The organism is Gemmatimonadota bacterium (assembly GCA_040882465.1).
Taxonomy (GTDB): domain Bacteria; phylum Gemmatimonadota; class Gemmatimonadetes; order Longimicrobiales; family Gaopeijiaceae; genus JBBEBG01.
In genome coordinates this window covers 1-18,034 of the sequence record JBBEBG010000016.1, presented here as the reverse complement: position 1 = coordinate 18,034, position 18,034 = coordinate 1, and the positions used below count along the sequence as shown (strand labels likewise).

The 18,034-nt window shown below is 67.1% G+C and carries 13 protein-coding genes; all 13 read left to right on the top strand.

Annotated elements, in window-relative coordinates:
* The first annotated feature begins 2 nt into the window (after positions 1 to 2).
* The gene (locus tag WEG36_04285; GenBank protein ID MEX1256819.1) at positions 3 to 635 is read left to right on the top strand and encodes a thiamine phosphate synthase; all 633 of its coding nucleotides are present in this window, start codon (positions 3 to 5) and stop codon (positions 633 to 635) included.
* Positions 632 to 874: a sulfur carrier protein ThiS gene (thiS, locus tag WEG36_04280; protein MEX1256818.1), complete on the top strand. Its 243-nt coding sequence runs from the start codon at positions 632 to 634 to the stop codon at positions 872 to 874. Before WEG36_04285 ends, thiS begins: the two co-directional genes overlap by 4 nt.
* Positions 871 to 1,677: a thiazole synthase gene (locus tag WEG36_04275; GenBank protein MEX1256817.1), complete on the top strand. Its 807-nt coding sequence runs from the start codon at positions 871 to 873 to the stop codon at positions 1,675 to 1,677. The genes thiS and WEG36_04275 overlap by 4 nt, the downstream gene beginning before the upstream one ends.
* A complete protein-coding gene (locus WEG36_04270; protein MEX1256816.1) occupies positions 1,674 to 2,930 on the top strand; it encodes a transcription antitermination factor NusB in 1,257 nt (418 codons plus the stop codon). The genes WEG36_04275 and WEG36_04270 overlap by 4 nt, the downstream gene beginning before the upstream one ends.
* On the top strand, positions 2,927 to 3,742 hold the full coding sequence (locus tag WEG36_04265) for a PASTA domain-containing protein (protein MEX1256815.1): 816 nt from the start codon (positions 2,927 to 2,929) through the stop codon (positions 3,740 to 3,742). The genes WEG36_04270 and WEG36_04265 overlap by 4 nt, the downstream gene beginning before the upstream one ends.
* 92 nt (positions 3,743 to 3,834) lie before the next feature.
* Positions 3,835 to 4,404: a TlpA disulfide reductase family protein gene (locus tag WEG36_04260; protein ID MEX1256814.1), complete on the top strand. Its 570-nt coding sequence runs from the start codon at positions 3,835 to 3,837 to the stop codon at positions 4,402 to 4,404.
* A 4-nt stretch (positions 4,405 to 4,408) separates the two neighbouring features.
* A complete protein-coding gene (locus WEG36_04255; protein ID MEX1256813.1) occupies positions 4,409 to 5,371 on the top strand; it encodes a hypothetical protein in 963 nt (320 codons plus the stop codon).
* Complete coding sequence (tsaD, locus tag WEG36_04250) at positions 5,368 to 6,408, top strand: tRNA (adenosine(37)-N6)-threonylcarbamoyltransferase complex transferase subunit TsaD (GenBank protein MEX1256812.1); 1,041 nt, start codon at positions 5,368 to 5,370, stop codon at positions 6,406 to 6,408. The genes WEG36_04255 and tsaD overlap by 4 nt, the downstream gene beginning before the upstream one ends.
* Before the next feature lie 6 nt (positions 6,409 to 6,414).
* Complete coding sequence (locus WEG36_04245) at positions 6,415 to 7,326, top strand: metallophosphoesterase family protein (GenBank protein MEX1256811.1); 912 nt, start codon at positions 6,415 to 6,417, stop codon at positions 7,324 to 7,326.
* The gene (locus tag WEG36_04240) at positions 7,323 to 9,638 is read left to right on the top strand and encodes a BamA/TamA family outer membrane protein (protein ID MEX1256810.1); all 2,316 of its coding nucleotides are present in this window, start codon (positions 7,323 to 7,325) and stop codon (positions 9,636 to 9,638) included. The genes WEG36_04245 and WEG36_04240 overlap by 4 nt, the downstream gene beginning before the upstream one ends.
* 8 nt (positions 9,639 to 9,646) lie before the next feature.
* The gene (locus WEG36_04235) at positions 9,647 to 14,158 is read left to right on the top strand and encodes a translocation/assembly module TamB (protein MEX1256809.1); all 4,512 of its coding nucleotides are present in this window, start codon (positions 9,647 to 9,649) and stop codon (positions 14,156 to 14,158) included.
* Positions 14,159 to 14,283: 125 nt separating this feature from the next.
* Positions 14,284 to 15,135, top strand: a complete 852-nt coding sequence (locus tag WEG36_04230; GenBank protein ID MEX1256808.1) for a zinc metalloprotease HtpX — start codon at positions 14,284 to 14,286, stop codon at positions 15,133 to 15,135.
* Positions 15,136 to 15,189: 54 nt separating this feature from the next.
* On the top strand, positions 15,190 to 18,034 hold a 2,845-nt coding region (gene uvrA, locus WEG36_04225; protein ID MEX1256807.1), incomplete at its 3' end, for an excinuclease ABC subunit UvrA.

Below are 18,034 nucleotides of genomic sequence, written 5' to 3'. Positions count from 1 at the left end.
TGGTGACGGACGACCGGGTCCTCGCCTCCCCGGGGTTCCTCGCCGCGGCCCGGGAAGTGATGGCGGCAACGGGCGGGGGGGCCGCGTTCCACCTGAGGGGACCACGGACGAGTGGGCGTCGCCTCTGGGAGATCGGAAGTGCACTACGGCCCGGGGCACGAAGAGAGGGAGTTACCTTTCTCGTGAACGACCGGGTAGATCTGGCGCTCGTTCTCGAAGCGGATGGTGCGCACCTCGGCGAACGCAGCCTTCGGACCGCGGATGCACGGGCGATTCTCGGGCCAGGCGCTCTCCTGGGGTGCTCGGTTCACGACGCCCCCGGTGCGGGGAGCGCGGGCGAAGGGGCCGTCTCCGGTGCCGGCGCCGACTTCCTTGTGGCCGGACCGGTCTTCGCGACCCCATCGCACCCGGGGCGGTCGGGGATCGGGCCGGAAGGGCTCGGCCGGATCGTGACGGCAGGTCGAGGAATTCCGGTCGTCGCGATCGGCGGGATCACCGCGAAAACGATCCCCGCCGTGCTGGGCGCCGGCGCCCACGGCGTGGCCGTGGTCCGAAGCGCCTGGGAGTCGGTCGCAGTACGGAATGCGGTTTTGAAGCTCATGCGGGAGCTCGGTGGAACCGAGGAGGGTTCATGAGCGCAAAAGGAATGGAAACGAGGGTGGCCCCGGCCACGATCCGCCTCCGGGTGAACGGGACCGACAGGACCGTTCCCGCTGGCGAGACGGTGCGCGGGCTTCTCGAAAGCCTCGATCTCGTTCCCGCGACGATCGTCGTGGAGCACAACCTGGAGATCCTGGACCGCGCTACTTACGATCATATTCTCCTTCGGGAAGGGGACCGGCTCGAGCTCGTGCATTTTGTGGGGGGCGGATGACCGGAGGGACGACGGCAGCGCAGCTCCGGGCGGACGGACCCCTCCGTATCGCGGATCGGGACTTCACGTCGCGCCTGATCGTGGGGACCGGGAAGTACCGTGACAACGACATCATGGTGCGGGCGATCCGCGCGAGCGGGGCGGAGATGGTCACCGTCGCGGTGCGGCGGGTCGAGCTCGATCGTTCGCAGGATACCTCCATCCTTCACCACCTCTCGCCCGACGAGTTTTTCATCCTTCCGAACACGGCCGGGTGTTATACGGCCGCGGACGCCGTCCGCTACGCTCGGCTCGGCCGGGCGGCTGGGCTGAATGACTGGGTGAAGCTGGAGGTCATAGGAGACGAAAAGACGCTCCTCCCGGACGTCCACGCGACCCTCGATGCCGCGCGCACTCTCGCCGAGGAGGGTTTCAGAGTCCTCGCATATACGAACGACGACCTGATCACCGCCTTGAGGCTCGAGGATGCTGGATGCGTCGCCGTGATGCCCCTGGCTTCTCCGATCGGGAGCGGACTCGGGCTGATCAACCCTTATTACATCCGCGAGATCAAGGCGCGCCTCCGGGTGACCGTCATCGTGGATGCGGGGGTGGGGACGGCGTCGGACGCCTGCGCGACGATGGAGCAGGGGGTGGACGGCGTGCTCATGAACACCGCGATCGCGGCGGCCGACGACCCCGTCGCCATGGCGCGCGCCATGCGCCTCGGGATCGAGGCCGGACGGTTGGCCTACCTCGCGGGCCGGATGCCGAAGCGCGAGGTCGCGGTGCCGAGCTCTCCGACGCGCGGGATGCTCGACTGAGAGCCCGGGCGCTCGCGCTCCTCGAAGAGGTCGAGCGGGGGCGGAGGCTCGACGTGGCCTGGGAAGGCGCGGCCCCGACGCTCTCCCCAGCCGAGCGCGGGTGGGTGCAGGAGGCGGTGTACGGGACGCTTCGCCTGCGCGGCCGCCTCGACTTCATCCTGGGTCTCCACCTAACGCGCGGCCTCGACTCGGTCCCACCCCCCCTTCTCCGCATCCTTCGCCTCGGCGCTTACCAGCTTTTTCAAATGGGGTCCGTCCCGGCATACGCGGCGGTCTCCGAATCGGTGAAGTTGGCCAAGAGCGTGGGAGGCGCGAAAGGGGCCGGGCTGGTAAACGCCGTCCTCCGCGCGCTGGCGCTGGCGGGAACCGGACCCGAGCGATTTCCCGATTTCGCGGTGGACCCGGTGGCGAACCTCTCGACCTGGGGGTCGCACCCTCGGTGGCTCGTCGAACGATGGGTCGCCCGTTTCGGGGCCGAGGGGGCGCGCCCGATCGTCGAGGCGGGGAACCGAATTCCGGAGCTCTTTTTTCGGCCCGTGGGGCTCGGACCGCGGGAGGCCGCAGATCGCCTCGAGGCCGCCGGGATCGCTCCGGAGCCCGGACCGGAGGGCTCGCGGACCCTTCGGCTCCCCCGCGGCACCGATCCCCGGGCCGCCCTCGCGGCCTCGCCTGGAATCATCCAGGATCCTTCCGCGTCCAGCGTCGTCGGCTTCGCGTCTCCCCAGCGGGGATGGCGGGTTGCGGACCTCTGCGCCGCCCCGGGCGGTAAAGGAATTGGGATGATGGATTTGGGCGCCCTCGTCGTGGGCGCCGATCCGTCGCCGGCACGCCTCCTGAGGATGCGCGACGCGCTCCGGAGGCTCGGGCTTCCCGAGCGGCTGGCCGTGGCGCGAGCCGAAGCGCCGCCATTTAGAGAGTTGGACATGGCGCTCGTGGATGCCCCCTGCACGGGGACGGGGACGCTCGCCCGCCACCCGGACGCGCGGTGGCGGCTGGGTGCGGACGCACCCGAAGAGATGGCACGAGTCCAGGCACGAATCCTTGAGGGGGCGGCGTCCGCGGTGCGCACGGGCGGCGTCCTCGTTTACGCGACATGCACGCTCGAGGAAGAGGAAAACGAGGGAACCGTCCGGTCGTTCCTGTCGGGGCACCCGGACTTTCGGCTCGACGGCAACCCTGGAATCCTCCGGGTTCTCCCGGGAGGGGACCGCACCGACGGGGCCTTCGCGGCCCGGCTGAGGAAGGAGTCATGAAGCTCGGAGGATCGTTGCGACGTCGCCGGCCTTCTCGAAGCGGAGGAGAGGGCCACGGTACTCCCGACATTCGCGCGCTCCTCGAGGAGCGTCGTGTGCGTCTCGGGCTCCTGGCCCTGGGCGTGCTCCTCGCAGGGTCGGGATCGGGGTATCTTTACGCGACCCAGGTCATGTTCCCCGGAGGCGCGGAGGAGGTCCTCGACTTCCGCGAAGTGCCTGACTTGCTGGATCTTCCGATCGCGGAAGCGGAAACAATCGTGCGGGAGCGGGGGTTGCAGGTGGGCGCCGTAGACTCGATCCAACACCCGGAGGTCCCGGGTGGCACGATCCTCGGGCAGAGCCCACTTCCGGGACAGCTCGCCCTCCCTGGCGGAACGATCGAGTTGACGGTGAGCCTGGGACCGGAGCGCAGGGTCATTCCGGATGTCACCCGCCTGAGAGCGGACCGGGCGCTGACCGTGCTCCGGACCACCGGCTTCATGGTGGCCGTGGACTCGGTCGAGGCGGAGCTTCCCGGGGGACGAATCGTCGCGACCGTTCCTGCCGCTGGAACGGAGTTGGCGCTCCCTTCCGAAGTGCGGCTTACGGTGAGCCTGGGCCCGCCGCTTATCGCGATGCCGAACCTGGCCGGAGTGCAGGATGAGCGGGCCCGCGTCGTGCTCGATTCGCTCGGTTTGGTCCTAGGCGAGGTCGAAACGCGGTTTCGGTTCGGATTCAACCAGGGCGAAGTGCTCGAACACTTTCCCCCGGCGGATTCCCTGATTCCTGTGGGAACCGAGGTGCGGCTCGTGATTGGCCGGGGCTTTTTCTAAGGACCGTGAGGACGGGCGGCACGGCGGCTCCATCGAGAAACGCGCCCACGTACGGGGGCGGGTCGCGCCCGACTCGCAGATGACGAGGCGTCATGCGGAAGAAGTCATCCAATCTTGCCTACCTCATCGCCGCCGCCGGTGGGCTCGCGGTCGTGATCGCGGCGTGGCTTCTGCGCGACAATCCCGCGTTTCGCCCGATCGTCGGCGGGTCTGAAGCACCGGCCTTCACCGCGAACACCCTCGACGGGCAGCCCCGCTCGCTCGAGGACTTCGGCGACAAGGTCGTCCTCCTGAACATCTGGGCGACTTGGTGCCCCCCGTGCATCGAAGAACTTCCCTCGATGCAGCGCCTCTACGAGGCGCTCCAGGGGGAGCCCTTCGAAATCGTGGCGGTGAGCGTGGACGCCACGCTGGGGCAGGCAGACCCCGATGGAAAGATCGGAGGGAACGTCGGAGAGTTCGTCCGATCCTTCGGGTTGACCTTTCCGATCCTTCACGATCCCGGGGGAGAGATCCGGTACACCTATAAGACGACGGCACTCCCCGAATCGTTTCTGATTCGTAGGGACGGAATCGTGCACCGCAAGGTCTCCGGGGGGACGGAGTGGGACACTCCCGCCTGGATCGAGGAGATCCGGCGTCTCATGGACGAAGGGGACTAGACGGATGCCTTCGTTCTCGGGCTTCTTCTCAAGAAACTGGTCGCTCAAGGTCTCGGCTTTCGGGATCGCGCTCCTCCTCTGGGTCGCGGTCCGGGCTGAAGCCCCGAACCGCCAGGAGCTTCCGGGCGTCCCCGTCCGCGTGGACCTCCTGGATCCGCAGTGGGCGCTCATGGGCGATCCCACGCCCACGACCGTCACCGTGCGTTTCGGAGGTCCCTCCCGAGAGCTGATCAGCATGGCCCTGGAGCGTCCCGCCATCGTGATTCCGCTAGAGGATGTCACGTCCGGAGACACCGTCGTCGTCCTCCGGACCTCGTGGGTGCGCATCCAGGACCGGCCGGATGTCATCGCCGAGGACATCCAACCCTCTTCGGTGCGGATCTCGCTCGAACCTGTGGAGAGGGCCGAACGTCCCGCGGTCCCACGCTGGGAAGGAGAGCTCCCGGATCACCTCGCCCTCGCGGCGCTCCCGCGGCTCGAGCCCGGATCGGTCCGGGTCTCGGGTCCGCGGAGCCGTCTAGCGCTGGTGGATTCGATCTCTCTCCTCCCCATGAATCTCGGGTCCGTCACGGCTTCCGGAAGTTTCCCCGTGGAGGTGAATCCGGCGGGGCTCGAGGGGCTCCAGGTCCAGCCGATGAAGCTTCAAGCGGAGTTCCGGGTCGAAGACCGCACCGAGCGGATGGTGAGCGGCATTCCGATCGTTCTTCCGGAATCTCTCGCCGGCAACCCGGCGCTTACGCTCCGTCCCGCAACTGGTGCCGTGGTCCTGCGCGGGGCGCGGTCGGTCGTCGAGCGGGCCGATCCGACCACCCTTCGTTTTGTCGTTCAGGTCGAGGCGGGATCTCTTCCCGGAGCCGGACAGGAAGGAGAGTTTCCCCTCGTCCTCACCGGGCTTCCCTCGCTCCTCGAGGGTGAGCTCCGAGTGACGACCGCCGTGGTCCGGAACAGGAGTCAAGACGCCCCGTGACCGACCCGGTGGTCCTCGGGATCGAGACTTCGTGTGACGAGACATCCGCGGCTCTCCTTTGCGGCGATTCCGACCTCCTCGCTCACCTGATCCTCTCCCAGGATGTCCACGCGCTTTATGGCGGCGTCGTCCCCGAGCTCGCCGCGCGCGCGCATCTCGCGGTCCTCGACGACGTCGTCGAAGGAGCTCTGCGTGAGGGGGGAATCGCCCTTTCCGACGTGGACGCCATCGGGGTCACCGCCGGTCCCGGCCTCATCGGGGCGCTTCTCGTTGGGGTTTGCTGGGCGAAGGCCGCCGCATTCGCCCTCGGGAAGCCGCTTGTCGCCGTCCACCACATGGAGGCGCACCTCTTCGCGCCCTCGCTGGAAGACCCCGAGGCCCAGCCCCCTTTCGTTGCCCTCCTAGTGTCCGGCGGCCACACGCTTCTGATCCACGCGGAGGGGTGGGGCCGGTACCGACTTCTCGGCGAGACGAGGGACGACGCGGCCGGCGAGGCCTTCGACAAGGTGGCCAAGCTCCTCGAGCTCCCATACCCTGGCGGGCCGCGGGTCGAAGCCCTCGCGCTCGAGGGGGACGGGGAACGCTACGACTTCCCCCGTCCCATGCTTCGAAGCGACCAGTCGCCCGAGGATCCCGCCTTCTTCGACGTCTCCTTCTCGGGGCTCAAGACGGCGGTCGCGATCCAGGTACAGGCGACGCGGGAAGAGGCGGCGTTCGGGGGAGCGCGCGCGGACCTCGCCGCCGGATTCCAGGAGGCGGTCGTGGACACTCTCGTGTCGAAGACCTTGCGAGCCGTCGAGGCGACCGGATGCCGTCGCGTCCTCCTCGGCGGCGGGGTCTCCGCGAACCGGAGGCTCCGCGAACAGATGGTGGCGAGGCTCGGAGAGTCCGGGCGGGTTTTCCACGCCACGCCACGCCTCTCGCTGGACAACGGTGCGATGGTCGCGCGGGCCGCCGCCTTTCACCTCGCGGCCGGGAACACCGCCGGGTGGGACCTCTGTGCCGACGCGTCTCTCCCCTTCCCTGGGATGGAGTAAGCCCGGATGAGCGAGGTGACCGTCGTACACGGCTCGGACCTCCACTTCGGGAAGCCCCACGACCCCGTGGCAGCCGAAGCCTTCCTCGCCTCCGCCCAGGCGCTCGCGCCCGACCTCATCGTGCTTTCGGGCGACTTCACCCAGCGCGCGAAGGTCCGGGAATACGAGGAGGCGCGCGCCTATCTCGATCGGCTTCCCCGGGTCCCCGTCGTGGTGACTCCGGGAAATCACGATGTCCCCCTTTATCGCGTCTTCGAGCGGCTTTTGGCGCCCTACCGCAACTATCGCGAGCATATCGCGGACGAGTTGGATGCGGTGACCCGGATTCCGGGGGCGACGGTCGTGAGCCTCAATTCGGCGGCACCCCACCGTGCGATCGTGAACGGGAGAATCCGCCTCGCGCAGCTCGAATTTGCCCGCAAGGCCTTCGAAAGAGCCACGCCGGATGATCTGAAGGTTCTGGTGACCCATCACCATCTCGCGCCGGCGCCTGATTACGAAGGGGACCGCCCCCTTCCCGGCGGACGGGAGATTCTCGATGCCCTTGAAGCGATGGGGGTGGAGCTCGTCCTGGGTGGGCATCTCCACCGGGCCTATATCGGAAACTCCCTCGACGTGTATCCGGGGGTGGACCGGGACCGTGGGATCGTCATCGTGCAAAGTGGAACGACGACTTCTCGGCGGGGAAGGGCGCGGGAACGGGCCAAAAACACCTTCAATCTCCTGTCCGTCGGCGCTCGGCGCCTCGAGGTCACGCACTACATGTACTTCGAGGAGGTGTCCGGCTTCGCGCCCCAAAGCGTCCACACCTTTCCGCGCTCCCCTCGCCGCTGGTTCGAGACGTCCGCGGCTCCCGAGCGAGGCGCCGCCTCCGGCTCCGGTGCGAACCGGCCGGTCCGCGCCGAGGTGGGCCCATGAGGGTGCCTTCAGCGCGGCGGTTCGGGTGGCCTGGTGTAGGGGCCGCGCTTTTCGCCCTTCTGATCGCCCCGGCGACTTCCGTGGCAACCGCGGCGTCTTCCGGGTCGCTTTCCGCCCAGACTCCCTTGCGCCCCGAAGTCGTCTCCCTCGCGTTCGAAGGGAACGAGGCCTTCGGGGACCGCCAGATCGCGAGCCGAATCGTCACCAGGGAAACGGCCTGCCGCAGCAACGCGATTCTCCCCCTCTGTTGGATGGGCCTGAACTTCGCGCTCGATCGCTCCTACCTGAGCCCGGGGACCTTCGCCGACGACTTCGTCCGTGTCTATCGCCTCTATTGGGGGGCGGGGTTCCGCGAGGTCCAGGTGGACACGACGGTCACGCGCCATCCGGACAACAAGGCGGAGATCGTTTTCCGGATCGTGGAGGGAGAGCCCCACCACATCGTCTCGCTCACCCTTCTCGGGCTCGAGGAGGTTCCGAGCAGCTCGGTGACCGCGAACCTTCCCATCTCGGTCGGAGACCGATTCGACTTCGAGCTCCTCGAGGCGACCCGCGATACTCTCCTCAACCGCCTCAAGAACACCGGCTATGCCCGAGTGGAGGTCTTCCGGAACCTCTTCATTCCGGCGGGGACCCGGGAAGCGGAGGTGGAGTTCGACATCTACGCGGGCCCCCTCGCGCGTTTCGGAGAAATCTCCATCGAGGGGAATGCCGATGTCGCGGACGCCGTTATCCGGCGAACACTCCCCTTCCAGGAAGGAACCGTCTACAGCGAGTCGTTGCGCTTCGAGGCCCAGCGGAATCTCTACAGCCAAGAAATCTTCACCCACGCGGCGATCGACGAGGTCGCCGAGTCTCCTTCGGAAGCCGTCGTCCCCGTCCGCGTCACGGTGAACGAGGGCGACGGGCACCGGGTGCGCGCCGGCGGGGGATGGGACACGGCCGAGTGTTTCCACGCGGAGTCGCGCTGGTCGAGTCTCAACTTCTTCGGGGGGCTGCGGCGCCTCGTCGTTCGGGGGCGTGCCTCGAACCTCTTCACCCGGGGTCTGGACAGTTCGATTTGTTCGGGAGCGGGCACCGGGGTCTTCGGCGAGCTCAACTGGGTGGTTTCGGCGGACTTCACTCAGCCTTTCATCTTTTCGCCGAGAAACTCCTTCGCGGCCTCCCTCTACGCGGAGCGCCAGAGCCTTCAGAACGTCTTCGTGCGCCGCGCCGTCGGGCTCAACCTGAGCATCGCCCGGAGCATCGGCCGTGCCTCCTTCCTGACTCTCTCGTATCGTCCGCAGCTGGCGCGCCTCGATGCGGCGGAAATCTTCTTCTGCACTTCCTTCCTGATCTGCAACCCGGGCGACATAGACCTCCTTCAGTCGGCGAACCTCCTCTCACCCGTAGGCCTCTCGCTCACGCGAGACCGGACAAACCGGGTTGTTTCTCCGACCGGCGGCTATACACTCCTTGCGGATTTCGAACACGCCTCCGATTTGACGGGCTCGGACTTTCGGTACGACCGCGTTCTCGCGGAAGCCACCGTCTTCTTCGAGTTGGGGGAAAGGATTGGCCTCGGAGAGACTCTCGTCCTCGCCGGCCGTTTGCGGGGCGGTTGGCTCGGGGCAGATGCGTTCCGGGGGCTCGAAGGCGACTCTCCGGGGTCGGAGCGTCGAGTCGCGCATCCGCAGAAGCGGTTCTACGCGGGCGGTTCGACTTCGGTGCGCGGATTCTCGGAAAACCGGCTCGGGCCCGAGGTCATCTCGACACAGGTCGAGAACCTCGTTTTCCCGGTCGCGGACGACGCGGAGCCGGTATGTGCGCCCGCGGAGATCGTCGCCCTCACCTGCGACGCGTCGAACCTCCCTACAGGCCGATTTTTCGCGCGTCCAACGGGGGGGAGCCGGCTCGTCGAAGGGAGCGTCGAGCTTCGGTTCCCGATCCTCGGCGCCACCTTGGGAGGAGCGGCCTTCGTAGATTTCGGGCGGGTCCACGATGGGACGGCGAATTTCAGCTTCTCGGACATGGAGTTCACGCCCGGCGTTGGACTCCGCTACGCGACCCCCATCGGCCCGATCCGCGTGGACATCGCATACCACAAGCCTGAGTCCGCGGCGCTGCAGGTCGTGACCTCCCAGATCCGCCCCTTCGACACGGAAACGGACGCACCAGCGGACCGCCTCCGTTCCGGAGACCACACTCTCGAGTGGGTTCGGCTCGAAGACCTGGCCCTCCTGGGACCTCAAGTGACGTTGAGGGACGTAAGCGACAGCTTCTGGGATCTCGATCGGTTCCAGATTCACATCTCCATCGGCCAGGCGTTCTGAGCATGGCCATGGCCGTCCGCGTGGCGAGATGGATCGGCGTGGGGCTCGTCCTCCTGACCGTCGTCGTCCTCGCGCTCGCTTATCTCCTGATCCGAAGCCAGCCGGGGCACGACTTCGCCCTTCGACTGGGATTGCGCCAACTCTCCGGCCTGGTCAATGGCCAGGTCGCCGTCGCCGGAATCCATTCCAGCGGGCTTCTCCAGGGGTTCACCCTGCGAGGCCTGGCCATTCGCGACGCTGAGGGCCGCCCCTTCTTGGAGGCCGACTCGGTCCGGGTGCGGTATTCGTACCGGGAACTCCTCGCCCGCCGCATCGTCCTCGTTCCGGTTGGGCTCTGGGGTGCCGACATCACGATCGAGACGCTTTCTCACGGGGCGCGCTCGAATGTCGAAAGGATCTTCTTGCGTTCCGACTCCGCCACTGTCGGGGACGAGGCGCTCTCGGAGCCTTCCGAGGACGGCGGCCTCCGGGGCTTCTCGATCGCGCTCCGCGACGTGGAGATCCACGACGCGGGCTTCGTCTTGCGCCGCCCCATTCAGGATGGCGAAGGGATCCCCGACGGGATCGTCGAGGCCTCCCCGCAAGGGGGCGGCCCTCTTCAGGTGATCCGGTTCGACGACATCTTCGCCCGCCTCGTCGAGGGAAACATCCTCGATCCGGATCGGAGTGGAGAGGTGTTCGAGATCGAAGAGCTCTCGTTCACGGGTTACGTCTTCCAGAATCCGATTCGAATCGAGGAGTTCGAGGGGACCGTCGCGCGGGCAGGCGACGGACTTTCGCTCGACGTGGCGGTCCTCCGATTCCCCGGATCGGCGGTCCAGGGCACCGTCGCCGTGGACTGGTCGGGGTCCTCCGCCGACGGCGGTGTCTCCTTCGATGCCGAGCTCGGGGCGACTGAGCTGACCCTTTCGGACTTCCATTGGCTCGAGCCTCGACTTCCCGACGGGGAAGGGAGCGGGGACCTCACCTTCACCGGCACCTTCGGCAGTGGCTCGCTTCGCGTCACGGACGCTGTGATCCGCTCCGGACGGAGCCGGATAGAAGGCGCCTTCGGCCTCGACCTCGGGGACCCGATTCGCGTGGCGGACACCCAACTCGAGTTCGATCCTTTCGAGCTCGCCGCGGTGGATGTTTGGCTCGAAGAGCCTCTCGCGATCACCGGGCTCGCGACCGGCAACGTGTCGGTGCGGGGCCCCTTCGGCGCCCTCGTCCTGAACGGACGTGTCGAATACGTGGACCCAGCTCTCGACGTCCCGCCCCTCTCGGCGACCTTCACAGGCACGCTTCACGCAGGCGATCGCCTTGGCGTCACAGGGTTTTCGGTGGTCTCGGACACCTTCCGCTACGAGTCGCTTTCCGCCTTCGCACCCGAACTCGACTTCACGGGAGACGGGACTCTCCAACTGGTCGCCACCGGCCGCCTGGACGAAGGGATCGCGATCGAGGCGGAGCTCGAGCACTCGGTCTCCGGGGCGACGCGGTCCCAAGTTTCGCTCGCAGGCACCGTGGCTCGCACGAACGGCGAGATCGAAGTTGGCCTGGATGTGATCCTGGCCCCGCTTTCCATGGAGGGTATGGCGGCGGGGCTCCAGCGGGACCTTCCCGTTTCCGGAGATGTCCGGGGCGAGCTCCGCGCGGATGGGCCGCTCGGCGACCTGAGTCTCGGCGGGAGGCTGACGACCGTGGCGGGCGCGATCTCCGGGACGGCGCGCTTCGATGCGCGAGACCCCCTCCTTCGTTACAGTGCCGAGGGCTCCGTCTCGGGTTTCCGCGTGCCCGTGCTCGTTTCGGGGGTCCCGGACCGGACCGAGGTCACCGGGAGCTTCTCGATCGAAGGCTCCGGGGGCACGTTGGAGACGGTCTCGGGACAGGCCGAGGTGATGCTCGAGGAGTCGCGTGTCGCCGGGGTCGCGCTGGACTGGCTCGACGCGCGGCTCCGGGCAGAGGGCGGCCGGCTCCATGTGGACTCTCTCCACCTCTCCTCGCCCATTCTGGTCCTCTCCGGAACCGGGGACTTCCCTCTCAGGGAAGACGAGCCCGAGGGAGAGATCGTGATGACCTTCGAAGTCGAATCCCTCGAGGCCCTTCACCCCCTCATCTTCGGGGAAGACCCCATCGCAGTAGACACGCTGACCGCTCTCGAGCGCCAGGTGCTCCTGATCGAAGGAGTGGACCTGGACACGCTGGGGGTGAGCGGAGAGAACGTCCTCAACGGCCGCATGTCCGGGGAGGGGCGCGCCCGCGGCCGGCTCGGGGACGTGACGGCCGAGGCTTCGCTTCATATCGAAGAAGCCGCATACGGGGTGAGCACGATCGCGCGTGCGGAGGCCACGCTGACCGGTCACTGGATGGGGGAGGAAGGAATCGAGTTCGAGGCAAGCGCCGGCTTCGATTCGCTCGCGGTCGGGAGCTTCGCATTTCAGACTGGGTTGGCGGAGGTCCAATACGGCCAAGGAGAGGGGTCGTACATCCTCGAAGTGGAGGGGGTGAGCGGAGAGCAATACGAGTCGGCCGGAACGTTTGCGACCGATTCCCTCGGCTTCGAGGTCGTCGCGGACCGCCTCGTCCTGGAGATCGAAGACCTTTCGTGGACCCTCGCGCACCCGGCCATGGTGCGTGTGGAGGGCTTGGCCTTTCAGATCGACAGCTTCCAGATCGGCCGGCCCGCCGAAGGGACCGGGGAACCGGTCACCATTGCCGTGGATGGGCTCCTGGATCTGGAAGGCGTCTCGGACCTGCGTGCCCGGTTCGAGGGGGTGGAGCTCGCGCGGGTCGGGACTATTGCCCAGATGGAGACATTCCCCAGTGGTCTGACCGGCATGGAGATTTTGATCGTGGGCCCCGCGAGCTCGCCCACGATCCAGGGGGACTTCCAGATCCGCGACTTTTCCCTGAACGGGACCACCCTGACTCTGGTGGAAGGCACCCTCCACTACGAAGACAGGGGCCTCCGGGCCGAAGTCGTGGGCGAGCTGGATGGTCGGGAGCTTCTCACGGCGAACGGCACCTTCCCCGTGGATCTCGCCTTCCAGGAGCTCGAAACCCGGATCCCCGACGAGGAGATCGACGCGACGCTCACCCTCACGGACTTTCCCGCCGCCACGGCGCTCGCGTTTCTCAGCGTCCTCGAGGAGGTGCAGGGCACGATCGAAGGGCAGATCGAACTCGGCGGCACCACGCGTGACTTTAGCCCGAGCGGAGAGATTCGCTTGCGGGGGGGGTCGGTGTTTCTCGCGGAGCTCGGCATTCGCCCGTCGGAAATCGACGCGGACTTCCACCTCCGCGAGGACGGCTCCGTCGGGATCGAGGCCACCGTGCGCTCCGATGGGATCGCCACCATTTCGGGCGGGCTCTCCCTTTCGGACCTCACCGATCCGGGCTTCGATGCCATCTCGGTCAGAGCTTCCGGATTCCAGGCCGCGAATCGCCGCGATCTCGCGGCGCGGGTCGGTGCGGATCTCCTTCTGACGGGATCGTACCGCGGAGCACGGGTGGACGGCATCCTGGCCATCGAGGAGGGGGAGATTTCTCTCGAAGAGTTCGCACGTTCCGCGCAGGTGATCGATCTGTCCGACCCGAACTTCTTCGACGTGGTGGACACGACGATGATCGCGGTTCGGCCGACCGAGGAGGGAGGACAAAATGCCTTCCTCCAGAATCTTAGGGTAGAAGTGGACGTCGATCTCGAGCGGGATTTCTGGCTCCGGAGCCAGGAAATAAACGTCGAAATCGCGGGGGACTTGAGCGCAGTCTTCGACCGAAGAACTCGGGAACTCCTCCTCGTGGGGACGCTCGAGCCGGTGCGGGGCACTTACGATGCGTACGGCCGGCAATTCCAGGTCCAAGGGGGGTCCATCGGGTTCGTCGGTACGCCGGGGATCAACCCGACGCTCAGCATCAACGCGGTCGCCCGACTGCGAAGAGAGGGAGGAGAGCCCTTAAACGTCCTCGCGCAGGTCCGCGGAACGCTCGTGGATCCGCGTGTCTCGCTCTCGTCGGACTCCCAGCCGCCGATCGCGGAGTCGGACCTGATCAGCTATCTCCTCTTCGGCCGTCCCTCGTATGCGCTCTCAACCGGCGAGTCGCTGAACCTGCGCGCCGCGGTGGCATCACAGGCGAGCCAGATCTTCGCCTCCTCCATCGCGTCGGGAATCGGATCCCTGGTGGGGCGCGGGTTCGGTCTGGACTACGTGAACGTGACCCAGGCGGACGACCCGGTCGGAATCGGCTCCGCCGCCGGACTGACGGGGACCTTTGCCCACACCCAGATCGAGCTCGGCCAGTACCTCGGGCCGAACCTCTTCCTGGCCGTGCTTCTCCGGCCCCTCGGGGGACTCCAGGCGGGGAGTCAGGCGCAGATTCCCGGCGCCCGCATGGAGTGGAAGTTCACCGACACCTGGTCCATGGAAGGGTTCGTCGAGGACCGCTTCGCCCGAGAGGGTAGCTCCGGATTCGGGGAGTTGGGGCTCCGCCTTTCGAAGGTTCTGGGGCTCTCGATCTTCCGCGAGTGGGGTTACTGACCGGGGGCAACCGTCCGCGCCCTCGGGGGTATTACCAAGGGTTCGGCAGGCGGCCCGCGGCGAACGGGTGGACGAGATCCGTCCGGGAGGGCACGCACCGGTCTTTCAGGGAGTGAACGACGACGATGCAGCGGCTCAAAGTTTTTATGCTGATGGCGGGGCTCACGGCCCTTCTCGTAGTTCTGGGTGGCTATTTCGGCGGCCAGCAGGGCGCGATTCTCTTCTTCGTCCTCGCCGCCGTGATGAACTTCGGGATGTATTGGTTCAGCGACCGGGCCGTCCTCCGGATGTATCGGGCGACCATCATCGAGCCAAACGATGCTCCGGAGCTCTACCAGATGGTGGATGCCCTCCGCCGCCGGGCCGATCTGCCCATGCCCACTCTCGCGATCGCGCCCTCCGATCAGCCGAACGCCTTCGCCACTGGAAGGAGTCCCCAAAAGGCGGTCGTCTGCGTCACGCGAGGGCTGCTCGGCCTGGTCGACCGGCGTGAGCTGGAAGGCGTGATCGCCCATGAATTGGCTCACATCAAGCACTACCACATGCTTGTCTCGACCGTGGCGGCCACGATGGCCGGGGCGATCGCGCTCCTTGCCTCCGTTGCTCGCTGGGGAGCGATCTTCGGTGGAGGGAGGGGCGGCGACCGGAATCCGATCGCCCTCCTCGTCATGACGATCGTCGCGCCCATCGCGGCGATGGTCGTGCAGATGGGGATCAGCCGCGCGAACGAGTTCCAGGCGGACCGGACAGGCGCTGCCATCGCGGGAAATCCGGACGGCCTGGCGAGCGCTTTGGTGCGCCTGGAGGAGGCCTCCCGCCGGATTCCCATGCAGGTGAACCCCGCAGCGGCCCACCTCGCAATCGTGAATCCGCTCGCGGGGGTGCGTGGTCAGGCCTTCCTGACCCTCTTCCGCACGCACCCTCCGACGGAGCAACGAGTCGCCCGCCTCCGGGAGCTCAAGGGCTCGGCGCTCTGACCCGCGCTCCGGCGCCCTTTCCCCCGCACCTCTTCCCCCGACCGGGCACCGGCCATGGCGCGTGACGCGCTTGTGATCAGGGGTGCCCGGGAGCACAACCTCCAGAACGTCTCCCTGGAGATTCCGCGCGAGCGCCTCGTCGTCATCACCGGGATCTCCGGGTCGGGGAAGAGCTCGCTCGCCTTCGACACGATCTACGCCGAGGGGCAGCGGCGTTACGTGGAGTCGCTCTCCGCCTATGCCCGCCAATTCGTCGGGCTGATGGAAAAACCGGACGTGGACGCGATCGAGGGTCTCTCCCCCTCGATTTCGATCGAACAAAAGACGATCTCTCGTAACCCGCGCTCCACGGTCGGCACCGTCACCGAGATCTACGACTACCTCCGCCTCCTCTGGGCCCGCGTCGGGACGCCCCACTGCCCGACCTGCGGGCGCCCCATCCTCCGGCAGTCCTCCTCGCAGATCGTGGACCGGGTCATGGAGCTGGGAGAAGGGGCGAGAATCCAGGTCCTGGCGCCCCTCGTTCGCGGGCGGAAGGGGGAATTCCGCGACGTCTTCGAAAAGGCGCGCAAGGAGGGCTTCGTCCGGGTCCGGGTGGACGGCGAGACCCACGAGCTCTCGCGTCCGCCCAAGCTCAACCGGTACGAAAACCACGACGTCGCGGTGGTCGTGGACCGCCTCCTCGTGAACGCGAAGGATCGCGCGAGACTTGCCGACTCGGTCGAGATGGCGCTCCGCACCGCGGGCGGCATGGTCGAGGTGCTCGAGCATCTACCGGGGGGGAAGGAGCTTCGCCCCCACCTCTTCAGCGAACGTTATGCCTGCATGCACTGCGGGACGAGCCTCCCCGAGATCGAGCCCCGCCAATTTTCCTTCAACTCCCCCTACGGAGCCTGCCCGGAGTGCGACGGGCTTGGGACCAGGAGGGAGGTGAGCGCGGAGCTGATGATCGGGGACTCCTCCCTCTCCATTCTGGAAGGCGTCATCCTCCCCTGGGGCGAGCCGGGGGGACAGCTGCGCCAGTCAGTCGTCCCCGGACTCGCCGTAGCCTACGAGTTCGATCCCAAGGCTCCCTGGGAGAAGCTCACCGAGGAGGCGCGTCACGCGGTCCTGTTCGGCTCCGGGACGATGAAGATCCGCTTCCCTTACAGGCGCGGCGGCAAGAGCCGGAGTTACACCGAAGTCTGGGAGGGCGTGGTGGGAAACGTCACGCGGCGCTACCGCGAGACCTCGTCGGATGCGGTGCGCCTCCAGCTTGCCGAGTACATGACCGCCCAGCTATGCGCGGCCTGCGGCGGATCGCGCCTCCGCCCCGAGTCCCTCGCGGTGACGGTTGGAGGGAAGTCGCTCGGGGAGATCGGCTTCATGTCCATTGGCGAGGCGGGGAGTTTTTTCTCCGGGCTCCCCGTCGGCGGATCCGGTCTTCCGGCTCCCATCGCGGGCCCGATCCTCAAGGAGGTCCGAGAGCGGCTTCGCTTCCTCGAGGACGTGGGGCTCCGGTACCTCACCCTGGGGAGATCCGCGGAGACTCTTTCGGGCGGAGAGGGCCAGCGGATCCGGCTCGCCACGCAAATCGGAAGCCGCCTGGTAGGCGTTCTCTACGTCCTCGACGAACCTTCCATCGGCCTGCACCAACGCGACAACGCGCGGCTCCTTGCCACCCTCGAAGCGCTACGCGATCTCGGCAATACCGTCCTTGTCGTGGAGCACGACGAGGAGACCATCCGGAGCGCCGACTACGTCGTGGACCTGGGTCCGGGCGCGGGACGGCACGGGGGGCACGTCGTCGCAGCCGGCACGGTCGCCGAGGTCCTGGCCGTCGAGGAGTCCCTCACCGGCGCCTATCTGCGAGGGGACCGGAAGATCCCGTTCCCGGAATCGCGGCGACCGCCGGACCCCGGGCGGAGCCTTCGACTCAAAGGGGCGGCGGGACACAATCTCCGGTCGGTGGATGCCGAGCTTCCGCTGGGATGTTTTATCTGTGTGACTGGTGTGTCGGGGTCGGGAAAGTCCACCCTCGTCAACGAGACGCTGTATCCGGCTCTCGCACGGCACCTGCACGGTGCGCGACTCCTCCCGCTGGCGCACGCGACGATCGAGGGGCTCGACCAGGTGGACAAAGTCATCGAGGTGGATCAGTCCCCGATTGGCCGAACCCCGCGCTCGAATCCGGCGACCTATACCGGAGTCTTCACACCCATCCGCCAGCTTTTCGCCGAGTTGCCGGAGTCCCAGATGCGCGGATACGACCAGGGGCGGTTCTCCTTTAATGTGAAAGGGGGGCGCTGCGAGGCGTGCGCGGGGGACGGAGTCGTGAAGATCGAGATGCACTTTCTCCCCGACGTCTACGTTCCGTGCGACGTTTGCCGCGGGAAGCGGTACAACCGCGAGACGCTCGACGTGCTTTATCGTGGCCGGAGCATCGCCGATGTCCTTGCGATGACCGTGGACGAAGCGCTCGAGCTCTTCGGGCCGGTTCCGAAGATCCGGGAGAAGCTTCAGACGCTGTCGGACGTCGGGCTCGGGTACGTACACCTGGGGCAGTCGGCGACGACGCTTTCCGGAGGAGAGGCCCAGCGGGTCAAGCTTTCGGCCGAGCTCTCCAAGCGGGCCACCGGGAAAACGGTCTACATCCTCGACGAGCCGACGACCGGGCTGCACTTCCAGGACGTGAAAGTCCTCCTCGAAGTCCTGCACAAGCTCGTGGACCTGGGGAATACCGTCGTCGTGATCGAGCACAACCTCGAAGTCGTGAAGACGGCGGACTGGATCCTGGACCTGGGGCCGGAGGGAGGGGGAGGGGGCGGGCGGATCGTCGCGGCGGGGACGCCCGAGGAAGTGGCCGTCACGGCGGAGTCGCTGACCGGACATTATCTGGCGAAGGTGCTCGGTGGAGTGG

Excerpts from the sequence above, each read along its gene's own strand:
- thiS (MEX1256818.1), top strand. The coding sequence starts at position 632 with ATGAGCGCAAAAGGAATGGAAACGAGGGTGGCCCCGGCCACGATCCGC.
- WEG36_04275 (MEX1256817.1), top strand. The coding sequence starts at position 871 with ATGACCGGAGGGACGACGGCAGCGCAGCTCCGGGCGGACGGACCCCTC.
- WEG36_04265 (MEX1256815.1), top strand. The coding sequence starts at position 2,927 with ATGAAGCTCGGAGGATCGTTGCGACGTCGCCGGCCTTCTCGAAGCGGA.
- WEG36_04260 (MEX1256814.1), top strand. The coding sequence starts at position 3,835 with ATGCGGAAGAAGTCATCCAATCTTGCCTACCTCATCGCCGCCGCCGGT.
- WEG36_04255 (MEX1256813.1), top strand. The coding sequence starts at position 4,409 with ATGCCTTCGTTCTCGGGCTTCTTCTCAAGAAACTGGTCGCTCAAGGTC.
- WEG36_04245 (MEX1256811.1), top strand. The coding sequence starts at position 6,415 with ATGAGCGAGGTGACCGTCGTACACGGCTCGGACCTCCACTTCGGGAAG.
- WEG36_04240 (MEX1256810.1), top strand. The coding sequence starts at position 7,323 with ATGAGGGTGCCTTCAGCGCGGCGGTTCGGGTGGCCTGGTGTAGGGGCC.
- WEG36_04235 (MEX1256809.1), top strand. The coding sequence starts at position 9,647 with ATGGCCGTCCGCGTGGCGAGATGGATCGGCGTGGGGCTCGTCCTCCTG.
- WEG36_04230 (MEX1256808.1), top strand. The coding sequence starts at position 14,284 with ATGCAGCGGCTCAAAGTTTTTATGCTGATGGCGGGGCTCACGGCCCTT.